This is a genomic window from Streptomyces novaecaesareae (assembly GCF_000716875.1).
Classification (GTDB): Bacteria; Actinomycetota; Actinomycetes; order Streptomycetales; family Streptomycetaceae; genus Kitasatospora; species Kitasatospora novaecaesareae.
Genome location: NZ_JNWQ01000078.1, coordinates 21,584 through 39,049, shown reverse-complemented (window position 1 = coordinate 39,049; position 17,466 = coordinate 21,584). Strand labels below are relative to the sequence as shown.

Annotated in this window: 19 protein-coding genes; 13 read left to right on the top strand and 6 right to left on the bottom strand. The window is 73.3% G+C overall.

All coding sequences use genetic code 11. The annotated features are described in order from the left end of the window. The 3 genes from OP86_RS38875 to OP86_RS25530 all read left to right on the top strand — a co-directional run. A partial coding sequence (locus tag OP86_RS38875) for an RHS repeat domain-containing protein (RefSeq protein ID WP_209440367.1) occupies window positions 1-2,850 on the top strand: 2,850 nt, incomplete at its 5' end. 32 nt (window positions 2,851-2,882) lie between these two features. Next, complete coding sequence (locus OP86_RS36880; RefSeq protein ID WP_157849834.1) at window positions 2,883-3,398, top strand: hypothetical protein; 516 nt, start codon at window positions 2,883-2,885, stop codon at window positions 3,396-3,398. Window positions 3,399-3,524: 126 nt separating this feature from the next. After that, window positions 3,525-3,866: a DUF1330 domain-containing protein gene (locus tag OP86_RS25530; RefSeq protein ID WP_030056895.1), complete on the top strand. Its 342-nt coding sequence runs from the start codon at window positions 3,525-3,527 to the stop codon at window positions 3,864-3,866. 16 nt (window positions 3,867-3,882) lie between these two features. Here OP86_RS25530 and OP86_RS25525 read toward each other — a convergent pair whose 3' ends face one another. Both OP86_RS25525 and OP86_RS25520 read right to left on the bottom strand, forming a co-directional pair. Next, complete coding sequence (locus OP86_RS25525) at window positions 3,883-4,839, bottom strand: NAD-dependent epimerase/dehydratase family protein (protein ID WP_030056894.1); 957 nt, start codon at window positions 4,837-4,839, stop codon at window positions 3,883-3,885. A 200-nt stretch (window positions 4,840-5,039) separates the two neighbouring features. After that, window positions 5,040-5,240: a hypothetical protein gene (locus tag OP86_RS25520; RefSeq protein WP_342447796.1), complete on the bottom strand. Its 201-nt coding sequence runs from the start codon at window positions 5,238-5,240 to the stop codon at window positions 5,040-5,042. Window positions 5,241-5,396: 156 nt separating this feature from the next. On the opposite strand from OP86_RS25520, the gene OP86_RS25515 reads away from it, so the two are divergent. Then, window positions 5,397-5,918 (top strand): peptidylprolyl isomerase, encoded by a 522-nt coding sequence (locus tag OP86_RS25515; RefSeq protein ID WP_030056892.1) that lies wholly within the window; start codon window positions 5,397-5,399, stop codon window positions 5,916-5,918. Between the two features lie 5 nt (window positions 5,919-5,923). Continuing rightward, window positions 5,924-6,364 carry a hypothetical protein gene (locus OP86_RS25510; protein ID WP_063832459.1) on the top strand — a complete coding sequence of 147 codons (441 nt, stop codon included), beginning with the start codon at window positions 5,924-5,926 and terminating at the stop codon, window positions 6,362-6,364. A gap of 9 nt (window positions 6,365-6,373) precedes the next feature. On the opposite strand, the gene OP86_RS25505 is transcribed toward OP86_RS25510, so the two are convergent. Together OP86_RS25505 and OP86_RS25500 are read right to left on the bottom strand one after the other, a co-directional pair. Then, the gene (locus OP86_RS25505; RefSeq protein ID WP_030056890.1) at window positions 6,374-7,480 is read right to left on the bottom strand and encodes an RICIN domain-containing protein; all 1,107 of its coding nucleotides are present in this window, start codon (window positions 7,478-7,480) and stop codon (window positions 6,374-6,376) included. A 50-nt stretch (window positions 7,481-7,530) separates the two neighbouring features. Then, window positions 7,531-8,676 (bottom strand): alpha/beta hydrolase, encoded by a 1,146-nt coding sequence (locus OP86_RS25500; protein WP_051830600.1) that lies wholly within the window; start codon window positions 8,674-8,676, stop codon window positions 7,531-7,533. Between the two features lie 264 nt (window positions 8,677-8,940). On the opposite strand from OP86_RS25500, the gene OP86_RS25495 reads away from it, so the two are divergent. Continuing rightward, a complete protein-coding gene (locus tag OP86_RS25495; protein WP_033333355.1) occupies window positions 8,941-9,924 on the top strand; it encodes a helix-turn-helix domain-containing protein in 984 nt (327 codons plus the stop codon). A gap of 131 nt (window positions 9,925-10,055) precedes the next feature. Here OP86_RS25495 and OP86_RS25490 read toward each other — a convergent pair whose 3' ends face one another. After that, the gene (locus OP86_RS25490) at window positions 10,056-10,382 is read right to left on the bottom strand and encodes a cupin domain-containing protein (RefSeq protein ID WP_030056884.1); all 327 of its coding nucleotides are present in this window, start codon (window positions 10,380-10,382) and stop codon (window positions 10,056-10,058) included. Window positions 10,383-10,536: 154 nt separating this feature from the next. Here OP86_RS25490 and OP86_RS25485 point away from each other — a divergent pair, with 154 nt between their 5' ends. From OP86_RS25485 to OP86_RS33945, 6 genes are all read left to right on the top strand, one after another. Then, on the top strand, window positions 10,537-11,490 hold the full coding sequence (locus OP86_RS25485) for a GlxA family transcriptional regulator (protein WP_030056883.1): 954 nt from the start codon (window positions 10,537-10,539) through the stop codon (window positions 11,488-11,490). Between the two features lie 288 nt (window positions 11,491-11,778). Then, window positions 11,779-12,534, top strand: a complete 756-nt coding sequence (locus OP86_RS35175; RefSeq protein WP_245231827.1) for an RNA-guided endonuclease InsQ/TnpB family protein — start codon at window positions 11,779-11,781, stop codon at window positions 12,532-12,534. 94 nt (window positions 12,535-12,628) lie between these two features. Then, complete coding sequence (locus OP86_RS37260; RefSeq protein ID WP_033333354.1) at window positions 12,629-13,549, top strand: hypothetical protein; 921 nt, start codon at window positions 12,629-12,631, stop codon at window positions 13,547-13,549. Window positions 13,550-13,621: 72 nt separating this feature from the next. Then, complete coding sequence (locus tag OP86_RS25470) at window positions 13,622-14,473, top strand: hypothetical protein (RefSeq protein ID WP_033333353.1); 852 nt, start codon at window positions 13,622-13,624, stop codon at window positions 14,471-14,473. Next, entirely contained in the window at window positions 14,470-15,327 is an 858-nt protein-coding gene (locus OP86_RS36105) for a hypothetical protein (protein ID WP_033333352.1), read from the top strand. The genes OP86_RS25470 and OP86_RS36105 overlap by 4 nt, the downstream gene beginning before the upstream one ends. Continuing rightward, window positions 15,324-16,322: a hypothetical protein gene (locus OP86_RS33945; protein ID WP_051830598.1), complete on the top strand. Its 999-nt coding sequence runs from the start codon at window positions 15,324-15,326 to the stop codon at window positions 16,320-16,322. Before OP86_RS36105 ends, OP86_RS33945 begins: the two co-directional genes overlap by 4 nt. A 63-nt stretch (window positions 16,323-16,385) precedes the next feature. Here the strand turns inward: OP86_RS33945 and OP86_RS25455 are convergent, their stop codons facing one another. Then, window positions 16,386-17,027, bottom strand: a complete 642-nt coding sequence (locus OP86_RS25455; RefSeq protein ID WP_030056876.1) for a hypothetical protein — start codon at window positions 17,025-17,027, stop codon at window positions 16,386-16,388. A 154-nt stretch (window positions 17,028-17,181) separates the two neighbouring features. Here OP86_RS25455 and OP86_RS25450 point away from each other — a divergent pair, with 154 nt between their 5' ends. After that, window positions 17,182-17,466, top strand: coding sequence for an ATP-binding protein (locus OP86_RS25450; RefSeq protein ID WP_030056875.1), 285 nt, complete (start codon window positions 17,182-17,184; stop codon window positions 17,464-17,466).

The window sequence follows — 17,466 nt, the reverse complement described above, 5'->3', positions numbered from 1 at the left end:
GGGAACCATCGCGTGCAACCGCCTGAAAGCCATACCCGGCGTCTCTGGGCCTCTGGACCTTACGACGGCCCGTCCAACCCATGCCAACAACGTAGGACCCGCCTGACCGACGGCAAGGGCAACACCACCGTCTACACCTTCAACACCTGGGGCCTGCCCGAGTCCACGATCGAGCCCGCCACCGCGGCCCAGCCGGCCGCCGCCGACCGCACCTGGACCACCAGCTACGACATGGGCGGCCAGGCGGTCAAGCTCACCGAGCCCGGCGGAATCACCCGCCTGCGCAGCTACGACCCGGTCGGCCGCCTGGTGCACGAGAGCGGCACCGGCGCCGAGACGGACACCGCCGCCCGGGACCTGGCCTACGACCCGGCCGGGCACCTGATCCGCAACAACTCCGACACCCTGAACGCCCAGAACTACGCCTACAACGACCGCGGCCTGCTCATCAAGGCCGGCACCGACCTGGCGACAGCCACCCAGACCTGGGAGTACGACGCCGACGGGCGCATCACCAAGCGCACCGACAAGGACACCGACCTGACCGTCTTCGGCTACAAGGCCGACGGCCGGCTCGACTGGGCCAACAACCCCAAGCTGAAGACCAAGAACTGGTACGGCTACGACGGCGACGGCCGCCCGAGCAAGCAGTGGTACATCCAGGCCGACCCGGTCGACGTCACCAAGGACCAGGTCAAGTCCGAGCGGCGCCTGAGCTACGACGGCCTCGGCCGCCTGGCCGGCGACCAGCTGGTGGCCGTCGGCGGCCCCGGCACCCCGCTCGCCGGCACCGCCTACGAGTACGACCTCGACAACCGCCTCACCCGCAAGACCGTCAGCGGCGGCGCCGCCGACCCCGTCAGGGACAACCGCTACGGCTACGACCTGGCCGGCCACCTCACCTCCTGGACCGCCGACGGCACCACCACCGCCTACACGTGGGACGCCGCCGGCAACCGCACCGGCAACGGCACCGCCACCGCCACCTACGACGAACGCAACCGCCTGCTGTCGGACGGCACCAGCACCTACGCCTACACCGCCCGCGGCACCCTGGCCGCCGTCACCACCGGAACCAAGCAGGACACCCTCGCCTACGACGCCTTCGGGCGCCTGATCACCGAAGGCACCACCAGCTACACCTACGACGGCCTCGACCGCGTCACCAGCCGGGGCGCCGCCCGCTTCAGCTACGACGGCGGCTCCAACAACTTGACCAACGACGGCACCTGGACCTACGCCCGCGACACCGAAGGCAACCTGCTCGGCGCCGCCAACGCCACCACCAGCCTGCGCCTGCGCACCGACCAGCACACCGACGTCACCGCCACCCTGGATGCCAACGGCACCACCGTCACCGGCGCCACCACCTACGACCCCTTCGGCAAGCCCACCGCCACCAGCGGCACCGGCACCGGCCTCGGCTACCAGAGCGGCTGGACCGACCCCACCACCGGCGACGTCAACATGGCCGCCCGCTGGTACCGCCCCGGCACCGGCGGCTTCACCAGCCGCGACTCCTCCCTCCTCAACCCCAACCCCTCCGCCCAGGCCAACCGCTACACCTACGCCAACGCCAGCCCGCTCAACGGCACCGACCCCTCCGGGCACTGCCTGGAAGACGCCTGCGTCATCGAGGTGACGGTCCTCATCGGCGCGGGTTCCGCACTCATCAGTGCCTGCCAGGCGAACTGCAACAAGATGGCCCGGGCGGGCGGACAGTTCGTCGACAGCACGATCAGCGGCGCCAAGAACTCGTGGAACTGGCTCCACGACAAGTTCACCGGCTCCTCCTCCCACGCCGGCAGCAGCGCCGCCGCCGCCTCCTCGTCCACGACGACCTCCCAGACCTGGGTCAACGACCTCGCCCTGGAGAAGGCCGACGTACACGCCCGCGCGTCCCAGATGGCCGCTGCCACCGCCGCGGCCGCCGCGGCAGCAGCCGCCGCCACGACCGACACCACGGCGGCGGGCGACGACACCTGCTGGTCGAACTGCGGGGGCACGCCGACCCGGGTCCGCCCGGCGAAGTTCCACCGCCCGACCACCACGATCAAGAGGCCGGTCGACATCCCGGCCCCCAGGCCGCTCTGGGATCCGCGCAAGACCGACATCGAGCGCCCCCCGCCCAAGCCCGACTGGGAGCCGCCGAAGCCCGGCGACATCCTCAAGATCATCTCCGCCGTCTACCACGCCGCCGACCTGCTCAACCAGCTCACCACCAACCAGAACACCACCCCCGACCAGGACACCGACACCCACACCGCGCCGGGGCCCGACGCGGGGACCGGCTCCACGACCAACCAGCAGGAAGAGGACTGCACGGCGCACCTGAACAAGACCAAGAAGCAGCGCGGGATGTCCGGGATCGTCTGCCTCCGCGCGCCCGAAGGGGCGACACAGGAGCAGATCGACGAACTGAAGGACCACATCGCCGCACTGAACGCCGTGCGGAACTACTGGTCGCCCAAGGGCCGGGTGTCCCCCGGCAAGGAGGTCATGGGCTACACCCGTGCAGGAAAGGAGATCACGCTCTCCGACCTGGCGGACAAGTACAAGGACCTCCACAAGGACGAGGTGGAGGGGACACCGTACGAGTACAACGGAAAGGTGGCCGGCCACCTCCCCGACACCACGTGGTCCGGAAAGTACTCCCCGTACTGCTGGCACCAGCAGGACAACGACGTGAACTCGCTCGTGGGCTCCTATGCGAACAAGTACAACGAGGGATACAAACCCACTGAATTCCTGTACGCCGGCGTGAACAAGACCCCCAGTACCTACACGACCGAGCACATACAAGGAACCGTCACGCGCGGTGAATACGGAATCTGTAACATCACCCGATAGCAAGTACGTGACGACGATGGGAACGGTGCGAGTTGGCTGAGTGGATCGACAGGCTCGTGACGGCGAGGATCGACGACCACCGATCGGACCCCGGTTCCGCCCTCTCGGCGCCTCCTGGGCTTCGGCCACCGGCCGATGCGAGCCAGATCTCGGAATTCGAAGGGTGGCTGCGGCAGCCGATCGAGCCGGGCTACCGCCAATTCTTGGAATTCTCCGACGGAATGGAGAACTTCCGTTCTGGAATGCCCCTCCTGGGGTGGCGGGACCTCCCGTCCGGGGACACCCTCGCGCGGGCGCTCCGCTTCCGCGACGTCATCACCGGCATCGACGTCCACCTCGACGAGGGGCTCACGGAGGACGCCGTGCTGGCACCGGTCTCGGTGAACGGCGACGGCACGGTGGGGATCTTCATGGTGTGGGACGACGAATCGCCGGAGAAGCGCTACTTCTGGGTCGGGAACGGCGACGCCGCCTTCTTCTCGACACTGTCGGAAGTCTTCGACGTCGCCTCGGGCGCCCGGTCGTGGAGCGAGTTCTCGACCGAATGAGCCGGTAGGGCCTGCTCCCCGGTACACCGGGAAGCAGGCCCTACCTATACGTGACGGATTCGCCCGCCGCCCCCTGCGCCCTACCGTCGGAGACGTCAGACAGGACGCCTCACCCAGGAGCAGCACATGACCGCCTACGCGCTGGCCCAGGTCCACTCGGTCGACTTCGGGCCCGACATCGTCGAGTACCTGGAGCGCATCGACGCCACCCTCGACCCCTTCGGCGGGCGCTTCCTCGTCCACGGCGGCGGCAGGAACGAGACGCTGGAAGGAAGTTGGGGCCAGGGCGGCCTCATCCTCATCGAGTTCCCCGACTACGAGCGGGCCCGCGCCTGGTACGACTCGCCCGCCTACCGGGAGATCCTGCCGCTGCGCACCCGCCACATGGTCGCCGACGTGATCCTCGCCGAGGGCGTGCCGGCCGGCTACCGGGGCGTCGAGGCGCTGGCGAAGCGGCCCGCGCGCTGAGGCGCGGCCGCCCCGGTCACGGCGTGCGGACCCGCTCGCGCCACCACGCGACCGTCGCCGCGACCTGCTCCTCCAGCGGCGTGGCCCGCACCGCGAACGCCACCTCGTAGGCGGAGCAGTCCACGACGAACGGCCGGTCGAACTGGTAACGGGTCTCCCGCAGTTCGCGCAGCAGCGGGGAGAACAGCCCCGCCGCGCCCAGCAGGACGGCCGGCAGCCGGCGCACCGCGACCGGGCCGGTGCCGGCCTCGGCGGCCAGCAGGGCGACCATCGCGCGCGTCGACGCGGCCGGGGCGGTGGGCACGTGCCAGGCCCGGCCCCAGGCCCGCTCCTCGCCCGCGACCTCGACCAACGCCCGTGCCACGTCCGGCAGGTAGGTCCAGCTGTGCGGGGCGTCCGGATCGCCGAGGGTCGCGACCGGGCGGCCCTTGAACACGTTCGGCACCACCCGGGCCGCCAGGTGGCCGCCGTCGGTGACGCCCGGGCCGAAGAAGTCCGAGGCGCGCACCTCCACCGCCCGGATCCGCCCGGCCTCGTGCAGCGCCCGCGCCTGCTCCCAGGCCGCCGCCCGCACCCGCCCCTTGGGGCCGGTCGCGGCGAGCGGCAGGTCCTCGGTCATCGGGCGGCCCGGATCGGCCAGCGGCCCGTACCCGTACAGGTTGCCGAGCATGACCAGCACCGCGCCGCTCTCCTCGGCCGCCGCGCACAGCGAGGCGGCCAGGGCCGGCCAGTGCGCGGCCCACTGCGGCAGCGGCGGCGCGGCGCAGCCGTGGATCGCGACGGCGCCGCGCGCGGCCCCGGCCAGCGCGGCGGGGTCGCTCGCGTCGAGGGCGAGGTGCTCGACGCCCGCGACGGATTGTTGCGCCGGCCGTCCGGAGCGGGTGACGACCCGGACCTGGTGGCCCTGTTGGGCCAGCAGGCGGGCGGTGGCGGCCCCGGCGGGCCCGTGTCCGACGACCAGGTGGAAGCTCATCCGCCACACCCTAGCGGCGGCCCGGAACGCGGCACGTTCCGCGCCCCGTCCGTCAGCCGTCAGCCGTCAGCCGTCAGCCGTCAGCCGTCAGCCGTCAGCCGTCAGCCCTCGCGTCCGGCGGACCAGCGGGCGACGCGTTCGCCCTCCGCTCCCGCTCCACCGGGCGACGCGTTCGCCCTCCGCTCCCGCTCCACCGGGCCTCAGTCCCCGCCGCCGCGCGAACTCCGGTGGCGGCGCCGGTTGCGCTGGTGGCTGCGCAGCGCCTCCCCGGCGCGCACCGTGAGGTTCGCGACCACGCGCGCCCAGGGCGGCCCGCCCCGGTCGGCCCACACCACGCATCCGCACCCGGCGAGGACCAGTACCAGCACCCCGATCAGCACCGCACCGACCACCACGGCCACCTGCCCTTCTTCGTGAGCCCTGCACGCGTTCCCCGTACGTCCGACGTGCGGATCCTTCCACCCGGTTCGGCCACGTACTCGCGGGCTGTGCCAGGATGCCGTAGCCGATCTCCTGATCACCGCACCAGCCGCACCAGCCGCACCCGAGGAGTCCCCGTGGCCACTGCCCGGTTCGCCACCCTGCACACCACGGCGGGCCCGATCCGCCTGGAGCTGTTCCCGTTCCACGCGCCGAAGACGGTCCGCAACTTCGTGGAACTCGCCGAGGGCACCCGCGAGTACACCGATCCGCGCACGGGCGAGGCGGGCAGCGGCCCGTACTACGACGGCACGCTCTTCCACCGGGTGGTCGCCGGCTTCATGATCCAGGGCGGCGACCCGACCGGCACCGGCACCGGCGGCCCGGGCTACGCCTTCGCCGACGAGTTCCACCCGGAGCTGTTCTTCACCAAGCCGTACCTGCTGGCGATGGCCAACTCCGGCCCGGGCACCAACGGTTCGCAGTTCTTCGTCACGGTCGGCACCCCGGCCCACCTGAACCGCAAGCACACCATCTTCGGCCAGGTCGCCGACGCGGCCTCCAAGGCGGTGGTGGACGCGATCGCCGCCGCCCCGACCGAGGGCGAGCGCCCGGTGACGGACGTGGTGATCGAGTCCGTCGACATCACATGGTCCTGACCGCGATGACCTCCGAAACGGCGGGCCCCTTCCCGCCGTACCCGATCCGCGGGGTGCAGGCCCGCTACGTCCGTCAGACCGGCTGCCCCTGTGACGTGGCGATCGTCAGGGTGGACTTCGAGCCCCGGGAGGAGGGCGTGCACCTGGAGGTGGCCCCGGGTGCCACGGTGCACGGCGACTCCGATCCGCGGTACCTGGCGCTGTTCCACGCGGCGCTGGCCGAGGGGGTGCGCGAGGAGCTGGCCGAGCGGGCGCCGGGACGGGCGGTGGCGCTGGCGGTGGTGGTGCACTTCACCGTGGTGCACGAGGTGGACTCGCGCGAGCACTCCTTCCGGGTGGCCGGACGGTTGGCCGCGCGCGAGGCCCTGGCCCGGGAGGGCGGCCCGTCCGAGGGGGACGCGGAGGGCCGCCGCCCGGCGGAACCCGGGCGGCGGCCGAAGGCCTGACGGTGTGCGTCAGGCGCAGGTGGTGAACGTCGGGCTGGTGTTGGCGATGTAGAGGGTGGCGCCGGCGACGGGGTCCGAGCTGAGCGGGACGGTGATGGTGTCGTCGGCCGTCCACGGGATGCCGTGGGCGTCGAAGGTCCAGGTGCCGGTGACCTTGCGGGCGACCTTGGCCAGCGTCACCCAGCCGTACTGCTGGGGCGGGACGGTGACGGCCACGCTGTTGTTGACGCTCCTCGACCCGTGCCATTCGTTGGTGTAGTGCAGCGCCGAACTGACCGTCGCGGTCAGCGTGTTGCCGGGGATGCCGGCGGAGATCTGGGTGCCCATGTCGGCGCCGATGGAGTTGGACCAGCCGCTGTCGTCGGTGACCGAGAAGGACTGCTGGACGGCGCCGCTGGTGTTGTTGAACCAGACGGAGGAGGCGCAGGCGCGCGGCAGCGGCGCGGCCGGGGCCTCGCTCGTCAGGGCCCAGGAGCAGCTGGAGGGGTCCTTCTGGCACTGCTTGGCGGCGTGGTCGACGGCCAGGTTGCGGGCGGCCTGCGGGAAGCCGGTGGACCAGAGCTGGTTGACCGTGCCGTTGCAGGCGTACTGGTCGGTCCAGGCGTCGTCGTACTGGGCGCCGAGCAGCAGGTCCAGGCAGGTGTTGTCGCCCGCGTGGCGGATCATGAAGGAGTCGGCGGCGCCGCCCGGCGCCGGCTGCAGGAACCAGCGCTGGCTGGCCTGCCCGGCGCAGGTCTGCTGGCGCAGGCCCGGGGTGAACCAGGACGCCAGGTCGATGCACTTGCCGGTGTCGTTGTTGACGATGGTGAAGGAGGAGTCGCCCGGGTCGACGCTCAGGTGCCAGTTCTGGTGGTAGCCGGGCGCGGAGTTGGTGACGACGTAGACGCCGTCGCCCGTGTTGCCGTTCTGGACGTCGAGTTGGCGCCCGTTGCTGAGCGACTTGATGGTCAGGCACTGCTGCGGCGTGGCGCAGGTGGCGGCCGGGGCGGCCGGGGTCGCGGGCGCGGCCTGTGCGGGCGCGGCGGTCAGGCCCAGGGCGGCGCAACAGGTCACCAGGAGGGCCGCGAGCAGGCGCAGCCAGGGCGCCGTACGGCCGGGGGTGGCGGTGGCGGGCACGGGGGGTGTCCTTTCGTCAGGAGGAGAGAGGGGGAGAGGCGTCGGGCTTCTCACGGCGCGGCGGCGAAGGCCGCCTCCAGGCGCGGGACGTAGTCCACGAGGTCCTGGGCCCAGCAGCCCGCGGTGTGGCCGCCGTGGCAGTCGGCGCCCCAGCCGGTGCCGTCGCCGTAGTCGACGTAGTGGTACGGCAGCCGCAGGGCGTCCAGGCGGTCCTTGACGCGCTTGGCGGTGCCCTCGACCCAGAACTCCATGTCGGCGGGGTTGCCGTTGCCGTTGCCGGTGTAGACGGCGATGCCGGTGTGGGCGAGCAGGCCCAGCCGGGCGGCCGGGTCGGCGGCGTTCCAGCGCCAGTCGGCGTTGAACACCGGGTACGGGGTGCCGAAGACGGCGTCGCTGGAGACGGTGGGCCCGAAGTCGAAGCCGCAGGGGCGGCCGTCGCTGGGGCCGCACAGCACGGTGCCGACGTTGGTCAGGGTGGCGACGACGGCGCCGCGCATGATCATCTCGTCGGTGGACAGGTCGTTGGCGCCGGACATGGTGAGGACCTGGCCGAACAGTTCGGGGCGGTCCTGGGCGTAGTGCAGGGCGCCGAAGCCGCCCATGGACAGGCCGCCGACGGCCCGGTGGGCGCGGTCGGTGCGGGTGCGCAGGTTGGCGTCGACGAACGGGACGACCTGGCCCAGGTGGAAGGTCTCCCAGTTCTGCGCGCCGGCGGCGGTGCCCTGGTCGAGCCAGTCGGTGTACCAGCCGCGCAGGCCGCCGTCCGGGATGACCGTGATCATCGACTGCGCGGCGGTCAGCGCGGGGTAGGCCAGCGCCGGGTCGCTCGGGTTGTCCGAGGCGCCGTGCAGGAAGTACAGCACGGGGTAGCGTCTGTCCGGGTGCTGCGCGTAGTCGGCGGGCAGCAGGATCCGGATGGTGTGTTGCCCGGCGACCTGGGGGGTGGTGACGGTGATGACGAAGTTGGTGGCGCTGCCGGTGGCGGCGCCGACCTGGGTCAGCCCGGAGCCGTCCGTCAGCGGCGGCGGCCCGGCCGGCTCGGCGGCGGCCGAGGGCGCGGGCGCGGCCGAGGGTGCGGGGACGGCGGCGGCGCCGGCCGTGGGCGCGGCGAGCAGGAGCAGGCCGGCGGCCAGGGCGGCGACGGCCGTACGGGCGGCGCGCCGCGGCCGGGCTTGCAGGAGCCGGGCTGGGGTCATGGGTCGTCCTCGGCCTTCGACGGTCGGTGGCGACGGGGCGGCGCGACGGGGTGCCGCGGCGAGCCGTCCTGACGGTGGTCCTGACGGCCCGTCTCACATGGCCTGTCTGAACATCGACAACTCTCGCCACGCGGCCCGCCCCCGCGCCAGTGCCCCCGGCGACGCACCTGGGCCACTGGCGCATGTGCGCCACCCGCCCGGGTAGGTTCCCCCGGCCACCCGGCACGGCCGGGCGGCGGGGGACAGGACGACTTGGGGGGCGTCGTGCACGACGTACTGGATCCGGACTCCGAACGCGGCCGCGTCTACCGCTGCCTGGTCGGGCGGCCACGGGCCCTCGTCACGGACCTGGCACACGGCGCCGGCCTGGACGAGGACACCGTCCTGGCCGTACTGCGCGACCTCGCCGAGGAGGGCGTCGCGGTCGCCTTCGACACCGCCGGCAGCGCCGACGACCGCGACCACGCCTGGGAGGCACTGCCACCCGGCCGGGTCGTCGAGACGGTCCTTCAGCTCGACGCGCTGCGCCAGGCCACCGCCCGCCGGGCCGGCGCCGAACTCGAACGCCTCTACCGCTTCGCCCGCCAGGACACCGGCAGCTACGGCGCCCTGGAGGTGGTCGAGAACCCGGCCGAGGTGCTCGCGGCCAGCCGCCGCCTGCAACTGGCCGCCCGTCACCAGGTACGGGTCATCGACATACCGCCGTACTCCGGCAGCCACGCCCACTACGCCGACCAGGAAGTGCTGCAGCGCCGCCGGATGGCCGCCGGCGTCCTCTACCGCGCGATCTACCAGGGCTGCGCGTTCGAGGACCCGGTGGCCGGGCCCAACATGGCCCGCATGGTCGAGGCGGGGGAGCAGGCCCGCACCCTGGACGAGCCGCCGCTCAAGCTCGCCATCGGCGACGACGACCTCGCCATCGTCACCCTGCCCGCCGACGACCGCCCCGGCGTCGTCTCCCTGCTGGTACGCCCCTCCAGCCTGCTGCACGCCCTGACCGCCGTCTTCGAGACCCTGTGGCGCCTGGCGGTGCCGGCCACCGTGGCCGGCGTCGACCTGCGCATCGACGACCGCGACCGCCGCATCCTCACCCTGATGGCCTCCGGCGCCACCGACGACGCCATCGCCCGCCGCCTCGGCCTGGGCCGGCGCACCGTGGTGCGCCGCGTCTCCACCCTCCTCGCCCACCTGGGCGCCACCACCCGCTTCCAGGCCGGCGTCCAGGCGGCCCGCAAGGGCTGGCTTTGAGCGGGGGCCGGGCCCCGGCCCCGGCCACTGTCCTCCCCGTCCGTCCGGCCCTCCCGCGGATCCTCCCGTCGCTCAGGGCCCGCCCACACCCCCGCGGGGGGCGGGACCCTGCCGCGGTCAGGCCTTCCGGATCAGGCGTTCATCACCGTGATCCCCAGCATCCGCGCGCCGATCTCGGTGCGCGGCCGGTGCCGGCTGCCCGGCGCGAAGGTGACGTAGCTGCCCGCCGGGTGGCGCTCCTCACCCTCGATCACCTCGCCGCTCAGCACGAAGTACCGCTCCTCGGTGGCGTGCACGTCGACCTCCGGCCACCGGCTGCCCGGCGCGAAGTCGATCAGCCAAGCGCGCGCGTAGTCGGTGGCCGTCAGCCGGCGCCGCACGATCCCCGGCCCGACCTCGACCGGCTCCACCTCGTCCACCAGCACCGACGTCTTGAGTCCCGCGTCCTGTTCGTTCATGCCCCCACTGTGGCCGCCCCGCGCCCGCCGCCCCAGAGTCCGGAAAGACATCCTCGGGTACATTCCTGCCATGAGCCTCGCCGCCCCCGAGACCGCCGCCACCGCCGCGACCCTCGCGCCCGCCGTTCCCGCCCCCGTCGCGCGCCGCCACCGGGTGGTGGCCCTGCTCGGCGCGCCCCAGTCGCCCTTCGAACTCGCCTGCGCCGCCGAGGTCTTCGGCACCGAACGGGCCGGGCTCCCCACCCACTACGACTTCCGGCTGTGCACCCGGGCCCCCGGCCCGGTGCCCACCACCCTCGGCGCCCCGCTGCTGGTCGAGGACGGCCTGGAGGCGCTGGAGCGGGCCGACACCGTCGTCGTCCCCGGCTGGCACCCGCCCGGCTCCCCGGTCGCGGGCGACGTCCTCGCCGCGCTGCGCGCCGCCCACGCGCGCGGGGCCCGGATCGTCTCCATCTGCACCGGCGCCTTCGTCCTCGCCCAGGCCGGACTGCTCGACGGCCGCAGCGCCACCACCCACTGGGGCCGTACCGCCCAACTCGCCGCCGAGTACCCCGCGTTGCGGGTGGACCGGGACGTCCTGTACGTCGACCACGGCGACGTCGCCACCAGCGCCGGGTCCGGCGCGGGCATCGACCTGTGCCTGCACCTGCTGCGCCGCGACCACGGCGCGGCCTACGCCGCCCGGGTCGCCCGGCACATGGTGCTGCCCCCGCACCGCGAGGGCAGCCAGCTGCAGTACGCCGACGCCCCCGAGCCGGCCCGGGCGGACGAGTCGCTGGCGCCGCTGCTGGAGTGGGCCCAGGAGCGCCTGGGGGAGCGGCTGGCCCTGGACGACCTGGCCGCCCGCGCCGGGGTGTCCGGCCGCACCCTGGCCCGGCGCTTCGCCGAACAGCTCGGCACCAGCCCCGGCCAGTGGCTGCTGGCCCGCCGGATCGACGCCGCCCGGGTGCTGCTGGAGCGCACCGCCCTGCCGGTGGAGGCCGTCGCCGCCCGCGTCGGCCTGGCCTCCGCCGTCAACCTGCGCCGCCGCTTCCACGCGGCCCTCGGCACCACCCCGGGCGCCTACCGCCGAACCTTCGGCAACATCACGGGTGTGGAAGTGAATTGACGAGACGTCAGCTTGATTCATTAGACATTGGGCGAGGATATGGTGATTGATCTGAATTCCTGAGCGAAGACTCCCTGCTTCAGCTGGGGGTTAGCTCATCCTTGGCCTGGAGTCGCGAAGCGGCGCAAGCCGCTGTGTTGTCAGTGATGTGCACTAGGTTGATCACAGCGGCCGAACGGGGGTGTTCCGCGATGTTGTCCGGGCGTCGGTACCGGCTTGAACTCGACTCGGCGCAAGTCGAGTTGTGCGAGGTGTTCGGTGACGTCTGCCGGTCGGTGTGGACCGGGGGTGAAGGTCGCCGCGACGACCAGTGAAGGAACCTTCCATGACCGCCAGTGCGTCACGCCCGGGGAGGTGAAGCGGCTGCGCCGATTGTGGCAACAGCTCTCCCGGTGCACACGAGGCAGTAACCGCCGGAAAGCCGTGCTGGCGAAGATCAACTCGATCACCGGTCGCGTCCGCAACCGGCGCGCCGACTTCTGTGCCCAGACCGCCGCCGAACTGGCCGCCCGCAACGCCAGGGTGGTGCTGGAAGACCTGCGTACACATGCCATGACCGCGAGCGCAGCCGGAACGACTGAGCAGCCCGGCCGGAATGTCCGGCAGAAGTCCGGACTCAACCAGGCCATCCTCGACAAGGGTTGGCACATGCTCGAACTTGCGCTGCGCAACGCGGCGCGCACCACCGGCACCCGTGTCGTGCTGGTGAATCCCGCGTACACGTCACAGACCTGCAACGACTGCAAGCACGTGGACCCGAAGAACCGCAAGAGCCAAGCGGTCTTCGAGTGCACCGCCTGCGGACACCAGGACCATGCCGACGTGAACGCCGCGAAGAACATCCTCAACGCCGCAGGGCATGCGGTGTCAGGGCGTGGAGACCTCGCCATGAGGCGGTCCGTGAAGCGCCAACCACCGGCAACGCGCACATGCATGGGGCGAAGCCCCCGCACGGCACGCGCAGCCGGAATCCCAGTGCTTCAGCGCGGGGAGGAAGTCAATTTGTTGGCAGTGGTCTCAGCAGACCCTCATAATGCCTGCTGAAACGCGTGACGGACAGTCCGGAACCCGCTGGGGGAGTGGTTCCCGGGAGGGGGCCCGCGCGTGAGAATCCGCATTCTTCCCTGGGGGGAGTCCCTTGCCCGAGTCCGAGCCCGAATCCGAGCACGAGAGCGCCGCCGCCGGAACCCCGGCACCGGAGCCCGTACCGGCGCCCGCACCGGCGCCCGCACCGGCGCCCGCACCGGCGCCCGCACCGGCGCCCGCACCGGCTCCGCAGCCTGCGGCCCCGCGCCGCCTGCCGCGCGCCGTCGGCGTCGCGCTGGCCACCGCCGGCCTGCTCGCCGTCACGGCGGCCAGCGCCGCGGTGACCGTCGCCGTCGGCAAGCCCGACACCCGTACGGCCGCCGCCCCCGCGGCCGCCGCCTCCCCGAAGGCCGGCCCGAGCGCCGGCGCCACCGCCACCGCGAGCCCGAGCGCGTCGCCGACCGCCGAGCCCGTCCCGGTACCGACCGCAGTCCCGGCCGAGCCCGCCCCGGCCAGCACCGTCAAGGGCACGGTCAACGGCGGCAAGCACGAGGGCGACCTGCGCTTCTTCCTGCTCCCGATCCCCGCCGGCGGCGAGTCGTACGGGCCCGCGGACGGGATGACCATGAGCGACGAGGACGTCGCCGACCTGTTCGGCAAGCAGGACGGCATCAAGGACATCCTGGCCTCCTACGGCTACAAGGAGGGCGCCAGCCGGATGTACCGGACCGCCGACGGCAAGGCCGTGGTGACCGTCACCCTGCTGCACTTCGGCTCCGCCGCGATGGCGAGCGACTTCGTCAGGGGCTACAAGATCAAGTCGCTGGAACCGATCGACGTCGACGGCGTCCCCGACGCCCACGGCTACCTGAAGAAGCCCAAGCAGCAGGCGTACACCGGCTCGATGACCGGCATCGCCAGCCAGGGCGACGTCCAGTACACGATCGACGTCGACGTGAAGGGGACACCGGACAAGGCGCTGCTGAGCGAGCTGATGAAGCGCCAGCGCGACTGGCTCGCCTCGGGCGGCTGAGCCCGCGCCCGCGTTCACGCGCGCCGCCCGCCCTCCGACGCCACCCTCCCTCCCTCCTCTGGAGCCACTTCCGTGACCACCGAACCCGCGGAGCCGGTACCCGCTGCGCCCGCCGCGCCTGCCGCGCCTGCCGTTCCTCCGCCCCCCGTTCTTCCGCCCGACGTTCTGCCTCCCGCCGAGCCGTCGGCCGCCCTGGCGCCCGTCGCGCCGGGCGACCTGCTGGAGGCCGGCCCCGACCGCGAACCCCGCGCCCCGCGCCGCCCCCGCCCGGTGCGGCTGGCCGCGTACGCCCTGGTGCTGGGCACCCTGGCCGGCGCCGGCACCGGCTACGCCGTGCAGGCCCAGCGCCCGCCCACGCCGCTGCCGCCGCTGCAGGTGGCCCGCCCGTCCTACCCGGCCGAGGCGGTCGACCCGGCCGCCCTCGCCGCCGAGCAGCCCGCCCCGCTCGCCATCGACGGCGACCTGACCAAGCTGCTGATCACCGCCCCCGAGGGCAGCACCCCCTGGTCCGACTACCCGGACAAGCCCAGCTGGATCACGGTCGGCGAGATCTCCGAACGCTCCGGCGACGCGGCCTACCGGTTCAAGGACCTCACCTCGCGCGGATTCCGGCGCGCGGCCGAGGTGGACTGGAAGAAGGACGACGTCCGCTACCGCGTCTCGCTGATGCAGTTCGCGCCGGACCACGCCGACGAGGCGAAGACCAACAACTGGGAGCCCTTCACCGGCGACGGCGCCAACGGCGGCTACAAGGTGGAGAGTTCGCCCCGCCACTGGGCCGAGAGCACCGACACGTACTACTACGGCCAGGCCGTCGCCAAGCGCGGCTCGCTGCAGATGACCGTCGAGGTCTTCGGCCCCAAGCCGGTGGACTCCGGCACCCTCAAGGACCTCGCCAAGCGGCAGTGGGAGCGCTTGATATGAACGACGACACCCTGACCGCGAACCCGGCCGCGCCCGAGCCCGAGCCGACGCCTGCGGCGGAGCCCGTGCCCGCCGCCGAGTCGCCCGAGCAGCCCGCCACCGCCGAGCCCGGCAGCCCCGGCTCCCGCCGGCTGCTGCGCGCGGGTGCCGCGACGGCCGCGGCCGCGCTGGTCGGCGTGGCCATCGGCATCGGCATCATCAAGACCCAGTACGACGACCCGGCCCCGGCCACTGCCGCCGCCCCCTCCACCGCGCCCACCCCGACCGCGACCGCCACCCCGTACGGCGCCAAGTCCAACGGTAGCCACTTCGGCTCGCTGCGCGACCTGCTGGTGCCCGTCCCGGCCGGCTACCGGCCCGGCCCGGACGACGGCGTCTACGGCAACGACACCGAGCTGAACGGCGAGCAGCTGTCCGCCGAGCTCGACGCCGAACTCCAGCAGATCCCCAAGGACAAGCGCGACAAGCTCCGCTCCTACTGGGAGGGCCTGCACGTCAAGGCCACCGGCGTGCGCACCTACCTCTCCACCGGGGACGACCTGGTGATCGGCCTGAAGCTGCGCCAGTTCAACCAGCAGGAAGTGCAGCGGATCAACGAGTACACCGCGGTCTTCACCGGCGACACCGGACTCTTCCGGATCGGCCCGACCATCCCCGGCCACCCCGAGGCGCACTGCTACCTGATGCCGACGCCGCCCTCCGCGCCGATCGACTACCTGGAGTGCTCGGCCGCCGAGGGCGACCTCCTGGTCGTCATGAACGCCGAGGGCGTGGCACCGCTGCCCAAGGACAAGATCGTCGCCCTCTTCACCCTGCAGCTCGACCGCCTCGCCCGCCCGGGAGCGTCCGCATGACCGACCACGCCACCCCGCCGCCGCCCGCCTCCGACCCGCTGCCGCCGGTCCCGGCCTCGGCTCCGGCCACCCCGCCGGTGCCGCCGCTGCCCGAACCGGCCATCGGGGCACTGGAGTTCACCGCGCCGCCCGCCCCGACCCCCGAGGAGCTCGCGGAGCAGCAGGCCCGCCGGGTCCGCCGCCGCAAGGCCGCCGTCCGCTGGAGCTGCGCCGCCCTGGTGTTCGCCCTCGCCGGCACCGGCACCGCCCTGGCCGTCACCGCCCCCGAGCGCACCGACATCCCCGGCCTGGCCACCGCGGGCGACGGCCGCTACACCTTTCCGCCGCTGACGCTGCCGCCCCTGCCCTCCGGCAAGGCCGCCCCGGACGGCAAGGGCAAGGCCCTCCACTACGCGGACCTGCGCCACCTGCTGCTGCCCGCCCCCAAGGAGGCCGGCGGCTCCACGAGCGCGCCGACCTTCCCGGCCCCCACGGCGAAGCCCACGGCCTCCGGATCCCCGACGGCGTCCCCGACCGGCTCCGCGTCCGCGGCCCCGGCCGCGACGGCCCCCGCCGACTGGGTGACCTGCGACGCGATCCTCGCCGAGCAGCAGGACCCGGCCAAGCTGCGCGAACTCCTCCTGGAGGACGCCTGCCGCGCGGCCACCGTCCGGGAGTGGACGGCCTCCGACGGCACCCGCACCCAGATCCGGCTGCTGCGCTTCGGCTCCGCCCACGAGTCCTGGGACGCCTTCTCCTCCCTGCGCTCCAAGGGCCGCACCAAGGCCGCCCCGGACACCAAGACCACCGCCCACCAGGACTGGGACACCGTCGCCGGCGTCGACCTGACCGCCCTGGAGTCCACCACGAACGCCCCCAAGGGCACCCCCACCGCCCGCGTCGCCTACCTCTCCGCCTCCGACATCCTCGCCGTCATCACCATGACCAACCCCGACGGCGTCCCCACCCCGCCCTTCCGCCAGGTCGTCACCCTCCAGTCCGACCTGCTCGCCTGACCCCGAACACGGCTGTGCGCAGGAAGTCGGCCCGGCCGACTTCCTGCGCACAGCCGCGCGGCTTCAGGCCTTCGCCGCCTCCCACGGCCGGCTGGTGCCCGCGGTGAAGCCGGCCCGCGCGGCCACGGCGAGGGCGGCGGCCGTCCGGAAGTCCTGCGGATCGGCCAAGTAGGACAGGACCGCCGCCAGTTCGCCGTCCGTCACACGCTGCTCGCGGGCGGCGGCCACCAGCTCCTCCAGCCGCAGGTAGAACCCGTCGACGTACGCCGACTCGTCCGGCTCCTCCTCCGGAACCCGCTCCCAGACCCATTCGGCCAGGCGGTCCTCGACGTTCTCCACCGAGCCGGTCAGCCGCGCCCCGGGGTCCGACTCGCCGGGCGCGCACCGCCAGCCCCCGCCGTCCGACTCCCACCAGAAGCAGAACCCGGCCCGGTCCGCCGGCGCGGGCACCCACTCCGGCGCGCCCGCCAGCAGGTCCGCCTCGGCCCGCGCGGTGCTGTAGTCCACGTCGAACCCGCTGACCACCGCCCGCCCGCCCGGCAGCCAGGCCAACTGCCAGCCGTTGCTGCTCCCGTCGTCATGGCTCAGCACATCGCCGGGCTCCACCCAGTACCCCAGCTGCTGCCCGATGCCCTCTTGCAGCACGGCCGTCACCCCGCCCAGCAACCAGGACTCCGCGGGCGGCGGCGGCAGGTAGTCGGACACGACGGGCTCCTCGGTGGTCCGGATTCGGCTACGTCTCCCCGGACGCCCACCCGCCCCGGAAGGTTCCAGCCACCCCACGGGCCCTCAGAACCCCCACCGGCCCGCTGCGGCTTCCCCCCACGAACTGCGCACCCCGCTGGCGATCACCCGCACCATGCTCCAGGTCGCCGTCGCCGTCGCCGTCGCCGACCCCGGCCCCCGCCTCAGCCCCGAGCCCGTGGCCACCTTCACCGAACCGTTCCTGCGCGGACGCGGGCGCACCGTCGAAACCGATCCGGCCCGCCGCGGCCACGGGCTGGGCCTGGCGATCGTGGCCGCCGTCACCGACGCCCACCACGGCGAACTGCGCCTGGCCCCCGCCCCGGCTGGCGGCCTGCACGCCACCCTCAGCCTGCCCAGGGCCCCGCCGCAGGCCCCGCCCGCCGGGCCCGCCCGCTGA

Coding starts and splice junctions, on each gene's coding strand:
- OP86_RS25500 (WP_051830600.1), bottom strand. CDS start 8,676: ATGACCCCAGCCCGGCTCCTGCAAGCCCGGCCGCGGCGCGCCGCCCGT.
- OP86_RS25510 (WP_063832459.1), top strand. CDS start 5,924: ATGACCTCCGAAACGGCGGGCCCCTTCCCGCCGTACCCGATCCGCGGG.
- OP86_RS33945 (WP_051830598.1), top strand. CDS start 15,324: ATGACCGACCACGCCACCCCGCCGCCGCCCGCCTCCGACCCGCTGCCG.
- OP86_RS25450 (WP_030056875.1), top strand. CDS start 17,182: ATGCTCCAGGTCGCCGTCGCCGTCGCCGTCGCCGACCCCGGCCCCCGC.
- OP86_RS25490 (WP_030056884.1), bottom strand. CDS start 10,382: ATGAACGAACAGGACGCGGGACTCAAGACGTCGGTGCTGGTGGACGAG.
- OP86_RS25525 (WP_030056894.1), bottom strand. CDS start 4,839: ATGAGCTTCCACCTGGTCGTCGGACACGGGCCCGCCGGGGCCGCCACC.
- OP86_RS36105 (WP_033333352.1), top strand. CDS start 14,470: ATGAACGACGACACCCTGACCGCGAACCCGGCCGCGCCCGAGCCCGAG.
- OP86_RS25530 (WP_030056895.1), top strand. CDS start 3,525: ATGACCGCCTACGCGCTGGCCCAGGTCCACTCGGTCGACTTCGGGCCC.